The organism is Pseudomonas sp. LSJ-87, from assembly GCF_032971465.1.
In the GTDB taxonomy this organism is placed as follows: Bacteria; Pseudomonadota; Gammaproteobacteria; order Pseudomonadales; family Pseudomonadaceae; genus Aquipseudomonas; species Aquipseudomonas putida_Z.
The window spans coordinates 1-16,330 of sequence record NZ_JAWJYQ010000029.1; the positions used below are offsets into that span (position 1 = coordinate 1).

11 protein-coding genes are annotated in these 16,330 nt (G+C 63.4%); 4 read left to right on the top strand and 7 right to left on the bottom strand.

All coding sequences use genetic code 11. The features are described 5' to 3' along the window. Nucleotides 1-54: 54 nt before the first annotated feature. Together RYH74_RS17770 and RYH74_RS17775 are read right to left on the bottom strand one after the other, a co-directional pair. The gene (locus RYH74_RS17770) at nt 55-1,404 is read right to left on the bottom strand and encodes an APC family permease (RefSeq protein ID WP_075044366.1); all 1,350 of its coding nucleotides are present in this window, start codon (nt 1,402-1,404) and stop codon (nt 55-57) included. Between the two features lie 244 nt (nt 1,405-1,648). After that, nucleotides 1,649-2,536: an acyltransferase gene (locus RYH74_RS17775; protein WP_025337401.1), complete on the bottom strand. Its 888-nt coding sequence runs from the start codon at nt 2,534-2,536 to the stop codon at nt 1,649-1,651. Between the two features lie 182 nt (nt 2,537-2,718). Between RYH74_RS17775 and RYH74_RS17780 the strand changes: the two genes are divergently transcribed. From RYH74_RS17780 to creD, 4 genes are all read left to right on the top strand, one after another. Beyond that, nucleotides 2,719-3,219, top strand: coding sequence for an ATP-dependent zinc protease (locus RYH74_RS17780; protein ID WP_015268670.1), 501 nt, complete (start codon nt 2,719-2,721; stop codon nt 3,217-3,219). 240 nt (nt 3,220-3,459) lie between these two features. Then, nucleotides 3,460-4,140, top strand: coding sequence for a two-component system response regulator CreB (creB, locus tag RYH74_RS17785; protein ID WP_317409836.1), 681 nt, complete (start codon nt 3,460-3,462; stop codon nt 4,138-4,140). Further along, nucleotides 4,140-5,576 carry a two-component system sensor histidine kinase CreC gene (gene creC, locus RYH74_RS17790; protein ID WP_013970529.1) on the top strand — a complete coding sequence of 479 codons (1,437 nt, stop codon included), beginning with the start codon at nt 4,140-4,142 and terminating at the stop codon, nt 5,574-5,576. The genes creB and creC overlap by 1 nt, the downstream gene beginning before the upstream one ends. Before the next feature lie 198 nt (nt 5,577-5,774). After that, nucleotides 5,775-7,103 (top strand): cell envelope integrity protein CreD, encoded by a 1,329-nt coding sequence (gene creD / locus RYH74_RS17795; protein ID WP_317409837.1) that lies wholly within the window; start codon nt 5,775-5,777, stop codon nt 7,101-7,103. Nucleotides 7,104-7,286: 183 nt separating this feature from the next. On the opposite strand, the gene RYH74_RS17800 is transcribed toward creD, so the two are convergent. The 5 genes from RYH74_RS17800 to aceE form a co-directional block, all read right to left on the bottom strand. After that, nucleotides 7,287-7,910: a glutathione S-transferase gene (locus tag RYH74_RS17800; protein WP_317409838.1), complete on the bottom strand. Its 624-nt coding sequence runs from the start codon at nt 7,908-7,910 to the stop codon at nt 7,287-7,289. A gap of 3 nt (nt 7,911-7,913) precedes the next feature. Next, nucleotides 7,914-8,582 carry a peptide-methionine (S)-S-oxide reductase MsrA gene (gene msrA, locus RYH74_RS17805; RefSeq protein WP_085664115.1) on the bottom strand — a complete coding sequence of 223 codons (669 nt, stop codon included), beginning with the start codon at nt 8,580-8,582 and terminating at the stop codon, nt 7,914-7,916. Nucleotides 8,583-8,750: 168 nt separating this feature from the next. Next, complete coding sequence (locus RYH74_RS17810) at nt 8,751-11,441, bottom strand: putative bifunctional diguanylate cyclase/phosphodiesterase (protein WP_317409839.1); 2,691 nt, start codon at nt 11,439-11,441, stop codon at nt 8,751-8,753. Nucleotides 11,442-11,783: 342 nt separating this feature from the next. Further along, a complete protein-coding gene (aceF, locus tag RYH74_RS17815) occupies nt 11,784-13,427 on the bottom strand; it encodes a dihydrolipoyllysine-residue acetyltransferase (protein ID WP_317409840.1) in 1,644 nt (547 codons plus the stop codon). Nucleotides 13,428-13,440: 13 nt separating this feature from the next. Then, nucleotides 13,441-16,086: a pyruvate dehydrogenase (acetyl-transferring), homodimeric type gene (aceE, locus tag RYH74_RS17820; RefSeq protein WP_025337408.1), complete on the bottom strand. Its 2,646-nt coding sequence runs from the start codon at nt 16,084-16,086 to the stop codon at nt 13,441-13,443. Nucleotides 16,087-16,330 lie beyond the last annotated feature (244 nt).

The following is a 16,330-nucleotide window of genomic DNA, read 5'->3' on the forward strand; positions in this document are numbered from 1 at the left end:
ACTTTTATGTAACCCATGTGGGTGACCCGTACAGATTTGCGTCGGGTCAGCAGATCAGGTCGCTTCGGTAAAGTCCACCAGCCGCACCGGGCGGCGGAAGCCGGCGGTCAGTACTGCCAGGTACGCAAGACCCAGCGCAAACCAGCACAGGCCAATCACCAAGGTAAGCGCCGACAGGCTGGTCCACAGCCACAGTGTCAGCCCCAACCCCACCAGCGGCACCAGGCCATAGCTCAGCAGCCCTTTGAGGCTGCGCTGCGAGGCATCGTCCACCAGGTGGGTCTTCACCACCGCCAGGTTCACCGCCGAAAACGCCACCAGCGCACCAAAGCTGATCAGCGAGGCAAGGGTCGCCAGGTCGATCACCAACGCCAGCAACGAGAACGCCGAAACCAGCAGAATGGCGAACACCGGCGTGCCAAAGCGTGGTGACAGGTAGCCGAACGTTCGCTGCGGCAGCACCTTGTCACGGCCCATGGTGAACAGAATGCGCGACACCGCCGCCTGCGAGGCCAGCGCCGAGCCCAGGCTGCCGGCCACATAGGCCGCAGTGAAGAAGTTGGCCAGGAACTGCCCGCCCGCCTTGAACATCACCTCGTTGGCCGCCGCATCGGCATTGGCAAAGGTGGTGCCCGGCAGTACCAGTTGGCTGACATAGGCCAGTACGGTGAACAGCACGCCGGCGAACAGGGTGGTGAGGATGATTGCCCGTGGCACATCGCGGCGGGCATCGCGGCATTCTTCGGCCAAGGTCGAGACAGCGTCAAAGCCGAGGAACGACAGGCACAGCACCGCCGCACCAGCCATCAGCGCGCCGAAGCCCGGCTGCGAACCGTCGCCCAGCAGTGGCGAAAGCAGGTCGAGCGGCTGGCCGGCCAGGGACTGGCAGGACAGGGCGACGAACACCACGATGAAGACGATCTGTGCGCCGACGATCAGGTTGCTGGTCTTGGCCACAGAGTGAATGCCGACCACATTGAGCACCGTGACCAGGGCAATAGAGGCCAGCGCGATCGACCATGCGGGGATGGCCGGGAAGGCGATGTTGAGGAACAGGCCGATCAGCAGGTAGTTGATCATCGGCAGGAACAGGTAGTCGAGCAGCAGCGACCAGCCGGCCAGGAAGCCAACGTTCGGGCCGAAGGCCATGTTGGTGTAGGAGTACGCCGAGCCCGCGACCGGGAAGCGTTTGACCATGAAGCTGTAGGAGGTGGCGGTGAACAGCATGGCCACCAAGGTGACGATATAGGCGCCGGCCGTGCGGCCACCAGTAAGTTCGGTGACGATGCCGTAAGTGGTGAAGATGGTCAGCGGGACCATGTACACCAGGCCGAAGAACACCAGGGCGGGCAGGCCGAGGACACGGCGGAGCTGGACGGGGGTGGAGCTGGGTGTGTTGGCCATCGTTCGATCCAGAGCTTTTTTGTAGTTGTGCTTTGGTCGATTTTTATCCACTTAGGTGGGGTGTGACAAAGAAGTAATCCTAATGCTGATTATTAGCCAGGTTTTTAATCGGATTCTGTAAAGCCTGTTCCGGCCTCTTCGCGGGTAAACCCGCTCCCACAGGGGACTCACAGGTCTTGAGTACTGCGCAGTACCTGTGGGAGCGGGTTTACCCGCGAAGAGGCCTGGTCAGGCAATGGAAATCTCAGCCCATCTCCACCCGCAGCTGCTCGATCCGCAAGTCCTTCTCCACCCACAACTGGTTCACCCAGGCCTGCACGGTCTGCCTGAACTCAGCATCATTCTCGTAATCCCCCGCCCACAGCATCGGGTCCAGTTCACGCACACGAATGTCGATAATCACCCGGCTGATGCTGCCATTGAGCAAATCCCAGAAACCCGGCGCCTTGTTGCCGGGGTAGACGATGGTCACGTCCAGCAAGGCATCCAGTTGCTCGCCCAATGCCGCCAGCACGAACGCCACGCCACCAGCCTTGGGCTTGAGCAGGTAGCGATACGGCGATTGCTGCTGCTGACGCTTGGCCTCGGTGAAGCGTGTGCCTTCCAGGTAGTTCACCACGGTCACCGGCTGGCGCTTGAACAGTTCACAGGCAGCCTTGGTGATTTCCAGGTCCTTGCCTTTCAGCTCGGGGTGCTTCTCCAGGAAGGCCTTGCTGTAGCGCTTCATGAACGGGTAATCCAGCCCCCACCAGGCCAGGCCCAGCAGTGGTACCCAGATCAGCTCCTTCTTCAGGAAGAACTTGAAGAACGGTGTACGGCGGTTGAGGCTCTCGATCAGCGCCGGAATATCGACCCAGGTCTGGTGGTTGCTGACGGCCAGGTACGAAGTGTCCTTGCGCAGGTTCTCGACGCCGCGGATATCCCACTGGGTAGGAATGCACAGGGCAAAGATAGCCTTGTCGATCTCCGACCAGGTCTCGGCCACCCACATCACCGCCCATGAGGCATAGTCACGCCCACGCCCCGGCAGCACCAGTTTGAGCAGGGCGAAGACCAGCAGCGGGCAGATCAACACCAGGGTGTTGAGCAGCAGCAGGGTGGTAGTGAGGATGCCGGTCAGCAGGCGACGCATAAAGAGACTCTTGTTGTGGGAGATAAACGGTTGGCAATGATAAGCAGGGCAGTGGCCTACGCCAAATTTCCAGTGCCCTGCGGCGAGGACAAATGTTTCACATTATGTTGGTTAGGCTTGTGACAGCGAACCTATCCTGCCAGTGCAGTCTAAGCACTGACCCTCCTCAAGGAAGCTTGCCTGTGAAACCTCTGCTTGCCCTGCTGTCGTTGTTGGCGCTGCCGGTCATGGCCGCCGAGCCCACAATCTATGGCCGTTACGAGAACATAGCCCTGCCCGAACTGGGCGAAACCCTGAAAGCCAAGATGGATACCGGTGCCTTCACCGCGTCGCTGTCGGCCAAGGACATCGAGCTGTTCACCCGTGATGGCGACGAGTGGGTGCGCTTCCGCCTGGCTACCAAGGACTCGGACGGCAAGGTGTACGAGCACAAGGTCTCGCGCATCAGCAAGATCAAGGGCCGTGCCGATGAAGAGGAGGAAGGCGATGCGCCGGAAATCTCCAAGCGCCCGGTGGTCGACCTGGAGCTGTGCCTGGGGGATGTGAAGCGCACCGTCGAGGTCAACCTGGTGGACCGCAGCAGCTTCAACTACCCGCTGCTGGTGGGCTCCAAGGCTTTGCGCGAGTTCAAGGCGGCGGTCAACCCGGCCAAGAAGTTCACCGCTGGCAAGCCAGGCTGCTGATCGCAAGCCACCTGTACCGGCCTCTTCGCGGGCATGCCCGCTCCCACAGGGATGGCGCGTATCCTTGTGGGCTGCGCGATACCTGTGGGAGCTGGCTTGCCTGCGATGGGCCGCATAGCGGCCCCACGATCTCAGCGCTGATGCAGAAATCGCCGGGGCCGCTCTGCGGCCCTTTCGCGACACAAGGCCGCTCCTACACAATAGTGCGTCGCCATAGATATCTGCACAGGCCCGGACGCCATGCCCCACATCCTCATCGTCGAAGACGAAGCCGCCATCGCCGACACCCTGGTCTACGCCCTGCAGGCCGACGGCCATAGCACCGAATGGGTAACCCTGGGCGGCGCCGCCCTCGACCAGCAGCGCCAGCGCCCGGCCGACCTGGTCATCCTCGACATCGGCCTGCCCGATATCAGTGGCTTCGAAACCTGCCGCCAGCTGCGCCGCTTCAGCGAAGTGCCGGTAATGTTCCTCAGCGCCCGCGACGGCGAAATCGACCGGGTGGTGGGCCTGGAAATCGGTGCAGACGACTATGTGGTCAAACCCTTCAGCCCGCGTGAAGTGGCGGCGCGGGTACGGGCGATCCTCAAGCGCATGGGTCCCAGGGTCGAGCCCGCTGTCGAGGCCACGCTGTTCCAGCTCGACACCTTGCGCATGCAGATCACCTACCGCGGCCAGCCACTCCCCCTTACCCGTCACGAATTCCGCCTGCTGCAATGCCTGCTCGAGCAACCGCAGCGGGTATTCAGCCGCGAACAGCTGCTGGACGCCGTGGGCGTGGCCTCTGACGTTGGCTACGAGCGCACCATCGACAGCCATATCAAGAGCCTGCGCGCCAAGCTGCGCCAGGTGGCCAGCGATGCCGAACCGATCCAGACCCACCGTGGCCTCGGCTACAGCTACAGCCCGGACCATGCCTGATGCGCCTGGGCATCCGGATCTTCCTGGTGTACTTCCTGTTCGTCGGGCTGGCGGGCTACTTTCTGCTCAACACGGTGCGCGAACAGATCCGACCGGTGGTGCGCCAGTCCTCGGAAGAAACGCTGGTAGACACCGCCAACCTGCTGGCCGAGATCCTGCACGATGACGTCAAGGCCGGCACCCTGAACCAGAGCCGCTTGCCCGAAGTGCTCAAGGCCTATGGTTCGCGCAGCCCGGGTGCGCAGATCTGGGGCCTGGCCAAGAACCAGGTCAGCCACCGCATCTATGTCACCGATGCCAAGGGCACCGTGCTGCTGGACTCCAGCGGCGAGGACCTGGGCAAGGACTACTCGAAGTGGAATGACGTGTACCTGACCCTGCGTGGCCAGTACGGCGCCCGCTCCACCCGCAGCGACCCCGACGATGAAAGCACTTCGGTGATGCACGTGGGCGCGCCGATCATCGACGATGGCAAGATCATCGGCGTGGTCACCGTGGCCAAGCCCAACAGCTCGCTGCAACCGTACATCGACCGCTCCGAACGGCGCTTGCTTACCCTGGGCCTGGGGCTGATTGGCCTGGGCCTGCTGATCGGTGCCGCGTTGTCGTGGTGGCTGGCGCGCTCGTTGCGCCGGCTGGCCCGCTACGCCCAGGCGGTCAGCGAGGGCGAGCGTGCCGCCCTGCCGCACTACAAGGGTGGCGAACTGGCACACCTGGCCCAGGCGGTCGAGCGCATGCGCACGCAACTGGAGGGCAAGGCCTATGTCGAGCGGTATGTGCATACCCTGACACACGAGCTGAAAAGCCCGCTGGCGGCCATTCGTGGTGCGTCCGAGCTGTTGCAGGGCGATGATATGCCGGCTGACCAGCGGGCGCGTTTTGCCGGCAACATCGAGCGCGAGAGCGAGCGTTTGCAGCAGATGATCGAACGCCTGCTCAACCTGGCCCGGGTCGAGCAGATGCAGGCGCTGGAGGATGAACAGCAGGTGGCGCTGGCGGCGTTGGTGGACGAGTTGCTGTTGGCCCATGCGGCGCGTATCGAAGGTGCCGATTTGCAGGTGCGCCAGCGGGTGCCGGCTGGCTTGCGCTTGTTGTGTGACCCATTCCTGATGCGCCAGGCGCTGGCCAACCTGCTCGACAACGCGTTGGACTTCACCCCGGAGGGAGGCGCGCTGTTGTTCGACCTGGAGCGCGATGGCGAACGGGTGGCGCTGAGTGTGTTCAACCAGGGGCAGGCGATACCGGCCTATGCCATTGGGCGGGTGAGCGAGCGGTTCTACTCGCTGCCGCGGCCGGGGAGTGGGCGCAAGAGCACCGGGTTGGGGCTTAATTTTGTGGCCGAGGTGATGCAGCTGCATGGCGGGGCGTTGGCTGTGGATAACGTCGATGGAGGGGTGCGGGTGAGGTTGTGGCTGCCGGTGCGGCGTATCAGCTGACATTGCCGGGGCTGCTGCGCAGCCCAATCGCCGGCAAGCCAGCTCCCACAGGTTTTCGCAGGCCTCAGGCAATGTGCATAACCTGTGGGAGCTGGCTTGCCGGCGATTGGGCCCTTGAAAAACACACAATCTCCACACCATCTCCCCGAAGCCTCCACGCAAGGCGCAGACACTGCGCCCACTGCCACAGGAGGCCCCATGAACAAGACCCTCGGTTTCAAACTCGGCATGATCGCCGTATTGATCTTGCTGCTGCTCGTCCCGCTACTGCTGATCAGCGGCCTGATCGGTGAACGCCAGGCCCTGCGCGACAATGTGCTCCGCGATATCGCCCAGAGCGCCAGCTTTGACCAGCAACTCAGCGGCCCGCTGCTGGTGGTGCCCTACCGCAAGTACCAGCGCCGCTGGATCGAAAAGGACGGCGAGCGCACCCAGGAAACCAGCACCATTGCCGGCCACCTGTACTTCCTGCCGGAAACCTTCCACGCCGACCTGGGCGTGGACACCGAACTGCGCGCCCGTGGCATCTACCAGGCCCGGCTGTTCCACGCCAAGGGCCGTATCAGTGGCCGCTTCAAGCTCCCGGAACGTTGGGGTATCGAAAAGGACTTCGACGACTACCGCTTCGACAAGCCGTTCCTGGTGGTAGGCATCAGCGATATCCGCGGCATCGAGAACGGCCTGGAGCTGAGCATGGGCGAGCAGAAAGTGCCGTTCGAAGCCGGCACCCGGCTCGACTGGATGCGTGGTGGCGTGCACGCCAGCCTGCCGGGGCTGGACGGCCTGCAGGCGCGTGAATTCAGCTACGGTTTCGATCTTGCACTGCAAGGCACCGGCCAGCTGCACGTGGTGCCGGTGGGCCGCACCAGTGCCGTGGACCTGCGCGCCAACTGGCCGCACCCGAGCTTCGTCGGCAACTACCTGCCCAGTCGTCGCGACATCGACGCCCAGGGCTTCAGTGCCCACTGGCAGACTTCGTTCTTTGCCACCAACCTCGAAGACGCCCTGCGCCAGTGCGCCACCGCCGGGCAGTGTGCGGACTTCAGCGAGCGCAGCTTCGGTGTCAGCTTCGTCGACCCGGTGGACCAGTACCTGAAGAGCGAGCGGGCGATCAAGTACGCCTTGCTGTTCATCGCCCTGACCTTTGCCGGCTTCTTCCTGTTCGAAGTGCTGAAGAACCTCAGCGTGCACCCGGTGCAGTACATCCTGGTGGGGGTGGCGCTGGCGTTCTTCTACCTGCTGTTGCTGTCGTTGTCCGAGCACATCGGCTTTGGTTTGGCGTATGGGCTGTCAGCTTCGGCATGTGTGCTGCTGATCGGCTTCTACCTGAGCCATGTGTTGCGCAGCCTGGGGCGTGGGGTGGGCTTTGCGGTGGGGTTGGCGGCGCTGTACGCGCTGCTCTACGGGCTGCTGAGTGCCGAGGACTATGCGCTGTTGATGGGCTCGTTGCTGTGCTTCGGCCTGCTGGGGGTATTCATGGTGCTGACCCGGCGGCTGGATTGGGCCCGGGTGGGGAGGGCGGCATGAGGGAGGACAGAGAGATCGGGCGGTGGCTGGCCCTCAGGATCGGGCAGCTGTTTCCTGTGATACCGAAGTGAGGCGGGGCTGCTTTGCAGCCCAATCGCCGGCAAGCCAGCTCCCACAGGTACAGCGCAGGATTCAAGAGCTGTGAGTACCTGTGGGAGCTGGCTTGCCGGCGATAGCGGCCCGTCAGGCTGTCGGTGCTGTTGCCACCATCGACGGCCGCTTGGCCACCTCGGCATACCACGCCGCCAATCCAGGCTGGTGTTCACGCCAGCCAAACTCTGGCTGGCGCAAATCCAGATACCCCAGCGCACAGGCCACGCCGATCGCTGCCAGGTCGAACCCGGACATCAACTCGGGCAAATGGTCCTGCTCCAGATTGGCCAGGCTACGGCGGATCTTGTCGCCCTGTGCCTGCAGCCAACCATTCCAGCGCTTGTCTTCAGGGCGCAGGAAGCTCTCATAGCGGCTCGACACCGCCGCATCCATGATGGCATCGGCCTGCGACACCAGTGTCATGCGCCGCCAGCGCGCCGAGCCTTCGCGCGGCAGCAGCGGCAGGCCGACGTGCTGCAGGTCGAGGTACTCGCAGATCACCCGGCTGTCATGCAGCACGGTGCCGTCTTCCAGGCGCAGGGCCGGGATCTTGCCGATCGGGTTGTCCTGGTTGAGCTGTGGGTCACCGCTGACCGGGCTGATGTTCACCGGCTGCAGCTGCACGCGCTCAAGCTGGCCAGTCTCGTGCAACACCACCATGACCTTGCGCACGAAAGGCGACAACGGCGAGTGGAACAGAGTCATCGTGCTCATGCTTCAGTTACCCTGCAGGCTCGGTGGCAGGCACACGCCGGTACCGCCGATACCGCAGTAGCCGTCCGGGTTCTTGGCCAGATACTGCTGGTGGTAGGCCTCGGCGAAGTACACGGTCGGTGCCTGGTCGATTTCGGTGGTGATCTCGCCGAAGCCGGCCTTGTTCAGTTCGGCCTGGAAGGCGTCGCGGCTGGCCTTGGCCTGTTCCAGCTGTTCAGGGCTGGTGCAGTAGATGGCCGAGCGGTACTGGGTGCCGATGTCGTTGCCCTGGCGCATGCCCTGGGTCGGGTTGTGCAGCTCCCAGAACATTGCCAGCAGCTCGCGGTAGCTGACCTTGTCCTTGTCGAACACCACCAGCACCACTTCGGTGTGGCCGGTCAGGCCCGAGCAGACTTCTTCGTAGGTGGGGTGGGGAGTGAAGCCGCCGGCGTAGCCGACCACTGTGCTGACCACACCTTCACGCTGCCAGAAGCGACGCTCGGCGCCCCAGAAGCAACCCAGGCCGAAGATGGCGAAGTCGATGGCGCCTTCGAAGAAAGGGCCGAGCAGCGGCGTGTCTTTGAACACGTAGTGGAACTCGGGCAGGCTCATTGGCGTTTCGCGGCCAGGCAGGGCCTGTTCCGCGGTTGGCATGACGTTTTTGTTCACCAGGATTTCCGAACGCAGGACCATGGCCGTTCCTCTGTGTTTATTCAGTTGGATAGGTGGTGGGGCCATCGCCGGCAAGCCAGCTCCCACAGGGATATCACAGATTTTGAGATATGAGCGGTCCCTGTGGGAGCTGGCTTGCCGGCGATAGGGCCCGAATGGGCTCTATAGTGCCCGAGGTTTGCGCGGCTGTCAGGCCACCGGGCCACGCGGATAGCGCTTCAGCCGTTCAGCCAGCTCGCGCCCCGGAATCGGCCGGTCGAACAGGTAGCCCTGGCCCACGTCGCAGCGGTGCCGGCGCAGGAACGCCAGCTGCTCCGGCGTCTCGATACCCTCGGCCACCACCTTCAGCTTGAGGTTGTGAGCCATGGCCACCACCGCCGAGGTGATTTCCATGTCGTCCTGGTTGTCCGGGATCTCGTTGATGAAGCTGCGGTCGATCTTGAGGATGTCGATCGGAAACTTCTTCAGGTAGCTCAGCGACGAATAACCGGTGCCGAAATCGTCCATGGCCAGGGTCAGGCCCAGTGCCTTCAGCTCATCCAGCTGGCGGTGGGTGTCTTCGGTGGCCTCCAGCAGCAGGCCTTCGGTCAGCTCCAGCTCCAGCAAGTGCGGGGGCAGGGCCTCTTCCTCGAGGATGGTGCTGATCGACGCCACCAGGTCCGGGTCGGAGAACTGCTTGGGCGACAGGTTGATGGCCACATGCAGGTTGCCCATGCCGGCCTCGCGCAGTTGCTGGCTCATGCGGCACGACTGGCGCACCACCCATTTGCCGATGGGGATGATCAGGCCGGTTTCTTCCGCCACGCTGATGAACTGGTCCGGGCGGATCATGCCGCGTTCGGGGTGGTTCCAGCGCAGCAGTGCTTCCAGCCCCAGCAGGCGGCCGCTGCGCAGGCACAGCTTGGGCTGGTAGAACACCTCCAGCTCGTTCTGGGTCAGGGCGCGACGCAGGTTGTTCTCGACGAACAGCTTGTAGCTGGCTTCGGCATTGAGCACTTCGGTAAATACTTGCACCTGGTGCTTGCCGTTGGCCTTGGCCTTGTGCAGCGCCAGGCCGGCGTTCTTCATCAGGCTGGCCGGGTCGGCGCCATGCAGTGGCGCGCAGGCCAGGCCCACCGAGGCGGTGACGTTGATCAGCTGGTTGTCGACGAACATCGGCTTGTCGAGGGTGCGCAGCAGTTGCTGGGCGACGCCCTGGCCATCTTCCAGGCTGGTGTCATCCAGCAGCACGGCGAACTCGTTACTGGCAAAGCGCGCCAGGATACCGCCGGTGTGCAGGCTGTTGCGCAGGCGCCGGGCCAGGCTGATCAGCAGCTTGTCGCCGGTCTGGTGGCCGAGGCTGTCGTTGATGCGCTTGAAGTTGTCGATGTCCACCAGCAGCAGGCACATCGAGTACTCGCCATCGCGGGCAAAGCGCTCGTCCAGGCTGCGGATGAACGCCGGGCGGTTGCCCAGGTTGGTCAGGTTGTCGGTGTAGGCCAGGCGCTCGATGCGCTGCTGGGCCAGCTTGGTCTGGGTGACGTCTTCGTAGATGCCGATGTAGTGGGTCAGCTCACGGTTGTCGCCGTATACCTTGGAAATCGACAGCTGGCCCCAGTAGGGCTCGAGGTTCTTGCGCCGGCTCTTGAACTCGCCCTGCCAGCTGTTGCCCATGGCCAGGCTCGACGGCGAGTCGAACAGCAGCTCGCTCAGGTTCTCCAGCGCCGGCAACTCGCCCAGGTGGCGGCCTTGCACTTCCTCGGTGCTGTACTGGGTGATGGCGGTAAAGCTGGGGTTGACGTACTCCACCACACCGTCGCGGTTGACCAGCAGGAAGGCGTTGGCGCTCTGCTCGACCGCACGCTGGAACAGGTGCAGGGCGCTGGCGGCGGTGCGCCGGTTGTGGTTGGTGATGACCTGGGCGAACTGGTCGGCCAGTTCGCCGGCAAAGGCGATTTCGTCCGACTGCCAGGCCCGTGTCTGGCCGGTCTGTTCCAGGCACAGCACGCCGACTACCTGGCCATCGACACGGATGCTGGCATCGAGCATGGCCTTGTTTTCCGGGCACATACTTCGCGCCAGGGCGCGGGTGCGTGGGTCGTGGCCGGCATTGTGGGCGTCGATGGCGCGGCTGGCGTGCAGCGCGTCGAGATAATCGGGGAAGTGGCTGGCATCGATGGCTTCGGGCTGGCGGTGCTCTTGCGCGTCCCGGTACCAGGCGATGATCGGCTCCAGGCGCTGGTCTTCCAGGTGCCAGATGCTGGCGCTGTCGACCTTGTAGATCTCGCAGGCGCTCTGGGTAATCAGCTGGGCGGCTTCCCGCAGCGAGTTCCCGGCGCTGTAGCGCTGGCGGGCCAGGCGCAGGATCAGGTCCTGTTGGCCACGTACCCGGTCCAGATGCTCGAGTTGTTCCTGCTGCGCGCGCTGGTTCAGTTGCAGGGCCAGTTGCAGGCGGTTGTTGCGCGATTCCAGGTCGCTGGCACCGGCTTCGCCAGTATCTTCAGCTTGGTCGTCGAGCACGCTCAGGTAGCCGCGCAACAGGTGGCGGTTGTGCTGCTTGTAAGCTTCCCCAGCTTCCAGCAGGCGTAGCGATGCAGTTGGTGTGTGCAAGGTGTAGCGCACGCGGTAGTAGCCGCGCTGGGCCAGTTGCAGCTGGATCTCGTCGTGCAGCCGGTAGCGGGCCTCGGGTTCCATCAGGCTGGCATAGGGTGCGTCTACCAGGGCGCACAGGTCGCCGGCGTGCAGGCCGAACTGGCGCTCGCAGGCCGGGTCGAGGTAGAGCATGGTCCAGCTGGCTTCGTTGAGCCTTTCGAAACGCAGCATGCCGAGCCGCGAGGGCACGGGTAACTGCGTGACGACCTCGGCCGCCACACGGCTGGCGGCATCGGGTTGGCTTTTCATCGAAGACTCGCTTGAAGAGGAAACGCGGCCTTGGGGGCGGCAGGTCTGGCAAGGTTGCATCATGTCCCGGGGGCTGGCAAGCAGCCATGCGTGATGCTGTGGACGGGTTATCGGCTGGCGGGTGGGAATCTGTAGTCTGGCTGATAGTTCCGGGGCCGCTTTGCGGCCCATCGCAGGCGATCGCGGTACCTTGTAAGAGCGGCCTTGTGTCGCGATAGGAGGGCAAAGCCCTCCCGGCTTTCTCAAGGCAAAAAAAAAGCCCCGCCAATCGACGGGGTTGAGGTACGAGCGTGGCAGCTCGAAAAGGGTACTGCCCCTCGCGGGGAGGGGCAGTGGGCTGCCTTACAGCAGCATGGTGCGGATATCGCCCAGCACGTCGCCCAGGCGCTTGGTGAAGCGCGCGGCGGCAGCGCCGTTGATCACACGGTGATCGTAGGACAGCGACAGCGGCAGCATCAGCTTCGGCTGGAATGCCTTGCCATCCCATACCGGCTGCATGGTCGCCTTGGAGACGCCCAGGATAGCCACTTCCGGCGCGTTGACGATCGGCGTGAAGCCGGTGCCGCCAATGTGGCCGAGGCTGGAGATGGTGAAGCAGGCGCCTTGCATCTCGTCGGCCGACAGCTTCTTGGTGCGGGCTTTTTCGGCCAGCGCAGCCGCTTCGGCAGCCAGTTGCAGCAGGCTCTTCTGGTCGACGTTCTTGATCACAGGGACCAGCAGGCCGTCCGGGGTGTCCACGGCAAAGCCGATGTGCACATACTTCTTGCGAATGATGGCCTTGCCGCTTGGCGCCAGCGAGCTGTTGAAGTCCGGCAGTTCCTTGAGCAGGAAGGCGCAGGCCTTGAGCAGCAGTGGCAGCACGGTCAGCTTCACGCCAGCCTTCTCGGCCACGGCCTTCTGCGCAACGCGGAAGGCTTCCAGCTCGGTGATGTCGGCGGAGTCGAACTGGGTCACGTGCGGCACGTTCAGCCAGCTGCGGTGCAGGTTGGCAGCACCGACCTGCATCAGGCGGGTCAGGGCCACTTCTTCCACTTCACCGAACTTGCTGAAGTCCACGGCAGGGATCGGCGGGATGCCGGCGCCACCGGTTGCGCCAGCGGCTGCCGGTGCTTCCTTGGCCTTCTGCATCATCGCCTTGACGTAGACCTGCACGTCTTCTTTCAGGATGCGGCCGTGCGGACCGGTCGCGGCAACCGCGCCCAGGTCGACGCCGAATTCACGGGCCAGCTGGCGAACCGCCGGGCCTGCGTGAACCTTGGCGTTGCTGCCGGCAGCCGGTGCGGTAGCAACCGGTGCAGGGGTAGCAGCCGGGGCAGCAGCGGCAGGTGCGGCGGCCGGAGCCGCCTCAGCCTTGGCCGGGGCAGCAGCAGCGGCAGGTGCCGGAGCTGCAGCCGGGGCAGCGCCCGCGACTTTCAGCTTGAAGATCAGGTCGCCGGTGCCGACTTCGTCTTCCAGCTTGCACAGGACTTCTTCGACCACGCCGGCAGCCGGCGACGGGATTTCCATGGAGGCCTTGTCGGACTCCAGGGTAATCAGCGACTGGTCGGCTTCGACGGTGTCGCCGACCTTGACCAGCACTTCGATGATCTTGGCCTTGCCCGACGAGCCGATGTCCGGCACGTGGATGTCCTGCACGCTGGCGGCAGCCGGGGCTGCTGCCGGAGCAGGGGCAGGGGCGGCTTCGGCGGCCGGAGCCGGCGCAGCAGCCTGGGCCGGGGCTGCGGCCGGGGCCTCAGGTGCCGCAGCAGCGGCGCCCTCGGCTTCCAGGACCAGCAGCTCGTCGCCTTCTTTCAGGCGGTCGCCCAGCTTGACCTTCAGCTCCTTGATGACGCCGGCTTTCGGGGCCGGGATCTCCATGGAGGCCTTGTCGGACTCCAGGGTCAGCAGGCTCTGGTCAGCCTCGATACGATCACCGACCTTGACGAACAGCTCGATGATTTCACCTTCACCGCTGCCGATGTCAGGTACGCGAATGAGTTCGCTCACTTAAAAATACTCCTCAGCAGTCCAGTGGGTTGCGCTTGTCCGGGTCGATACCGAACTTGACGATAGCGTCTGCAACAACCTTTGGTTCGATCTCGCCGCGGTCAGCCAGGGCTTCCAGGGCAGCCAGCACCACGAAGTGGCGGTCGACTTCGAAGAAGTGACGCAGCTTCTTGCGGCTGTCGCTGCGACCGTAACCGTCGGTACCCAGGACCTTGAACTCTTTGCTCGGTACCCACTGGCGAATCTGCTCGGCGAACAGCTTCATGTAGTCGGTGGAGGCGATGACCGGGCCCTTGCGACCGTTCAGGCACTGCTCGACGTAGGTCTGCTGTGGCTTCTGGCCAGGCTTCAGGCGGTTGGCGCGTTCCACGGCCAGGCCGTCGCGACGCAGTTCGTTGAAGCTGGTGACGCTCCACACGTCGGCACCGACGTTGAACTCTTCACGCAGGATCTTCGCTGCTTCGCGGACTTCGCGCAGGATGGTGCCGGAGCCCATCAGCTGTACATGGTGCGCGGCTTCGCGGGTGTCTTCTTCCAGCAGGTACATGCCCTTGATGATGCCTTCCTCGACACCGGCCGGCATGGCTGGCTGCTGGTAGGATTCGTTCATCACGGTGATGTAGTAGAAGATGTCCTGTTGCTCTTCGGTCATCTTCTTCATGCCGTCCTGGATGATCACCGCCAGCTCGTAGCCGTAGGTCGGATCGTAGGTGCGGCAGTTCGGGATGGTGCCCGCCATCATGTGGCTGTGACCGTCTTCGTGCTGCAGGCCTTCACCGTTCAGGGTGGTACGGCCGGCGGTACCGCCGATCAGGAAGCCACGGGTGCGGCTGTCGCCAGCGGCCCAGGCCAGGTCGCCAATACGCTGGAAGCCGAACATCGAGTAGAAGATGTAGAACGGCAGCATCGGCTGGTTGTGGCAGCTGTACGAGGTACCGGCAGCGATGAACGACGACATGGCGCCGGCTTCGTTGATGCCTTCCTCGAGGATCTGGCCCTTCTTGTCTTCGCGGTAGAACATCACCTGGTCTTTATCGACTGGCTCGTAGAGCTGGCCGACCGACGAGTAGATGCCCAGCTGGCGGAACATGCCTTCCATACCGAAGGTACGGGCTTCGTCCGGGATGATCGGGACGATGCGCTGGCCGATTTCCTTGTCCTTGACCAGCTGCGCCAGAATACGCACGAAGGCCATGGTGGTGGAGATTTCGCGGTCGCCCGAGCCGTCCAGGATCGCTTTCAGCGTTTCCAGTGGCGGGGTCGGTACGCTGAAGCTCTTGGCGCGGCGCTGTGGCACGAAACCGCCCAGGGCAGCACGGCGCTCGGCCAGGTACTTGGCTTCGGCAGAGCCTTCTTCCGGCTTGAAGAACGGCAGGTTCTCCAGGTCGGCATCCTTGACCGGGATGTCGAAGCGGTCACGGAAGTGACGCAGGCTGTCGACGTCGACCTTCTTGGTGTTGTGCGCGGTGTTCTTGGCTTCGCCGGCACCGGTACCGTAACCCTTGATGGTCTTGGCCAGGATGACGGTAGGCTGGTCCTTGTGGTTGACCGCCTGGTGGTACGCCGCGTAGACCTTGTACGGGTCGTGGCCGCCACGGTTGAGCTTCCAGATCTCTTCGTCGGACAGGTCTTCGACCATGGCCTTGAGCTCTGGGGTGTTGAAGAAGTTCTCACGAACGTACGCGCCGTCTTTGGCTTTGTAGTTCTGGTACTCGCCGTCGATGACTTCGTCCATGCGGCGCTGCAGGGCACCGTTGGTGTCCTTGGCGAACAGTGGGTCCCAGAAACGGCCCCAGACGACCTTGTTGACGTTCCAGCCACCGCCACGGAACACGCCTTCGAGTTCCTGGATGATCTTGCCGTTGCCGCGAACCGGGCCGTCGAGGCGCTGCAGGTTGCAGTTGATGACGAAGATCAGGTTGTCCAGCTTCTCGCGGCCGGCCAGGGCGATTGCACCCAGGGATTCCGGCTCGTCGCACTCGCCGTCGCCCATGAAGCACCAGACCTTCTGCTTGCCGGCCGGGATGAAGCCGCGGGCTTCCAGGTACTTCATGAAGCGTGCCTGGTAGATGGCCTGGATCGGGCCCAGACCCATCGAAACGGTCGGGAACTGCCAGAAGTCAGGCATCAGCCATGGGTGCGGGTACGAAGACAGGCCGTTGCCGTCCACTTCCTGACGGAAGTTGTTCATCTGGTCTTCGTTGATGCGGCCTTCCATGAACGCACGGGCGTAGACGCCTGGCGAAGCGTGGCCCTGGAAGAAGATCAGGTCGCCGCCGTGTTCTTCGGTCGGGGCCTGGAAGAAGTAGTTGAAGCCGATGTCGTACAGAGTGGCGCTGGAGGCGAAGCTGGAGATGTGTCCGCCCAGGTCCGAGTCTTTCAGGTTGGTACGCATGACCATGGCCAGGGCGTTCCAACGCACCATCGAGCGAATGCGGCGTTCCATGAACAGGTCGCCAGGCATGCGTGCTTCGTGGGTGACAGGGATGGTGTTGCGGTATGGCGTGGTGATCGCATACGGCAGCTGGGAGCCACTACGGGTGGCCAGCTCGCCCATACGGGTCATCAGGTAATGAGCGCGGTCTTCGCCTTCTTTGTCGAGGACCGACTCCAGGGCATCCAGCCATTCCTGGGTTTCGATTGGATCGAGGTCTTGCATGGCTTGCTCCAGGGCGGAAAGGCAACCAGAATCGATTGCCTGAGATTGCGACTGGCCTTATGGGCAGACGTCGTGAATTCTTGGATTACCGGGGTGTCCTCCGGCGCCGTGTAGTTTTACTACATTTGCTTTCGCATTTCATGCTTTTACACGACACGAGTAGTAGTAAAACTACATTTGTGCGACGTTTCGTCGCATGCTGGCTTGTGAGGAAAAACGTTCATGTTGGTTGGCATTGTGTCGC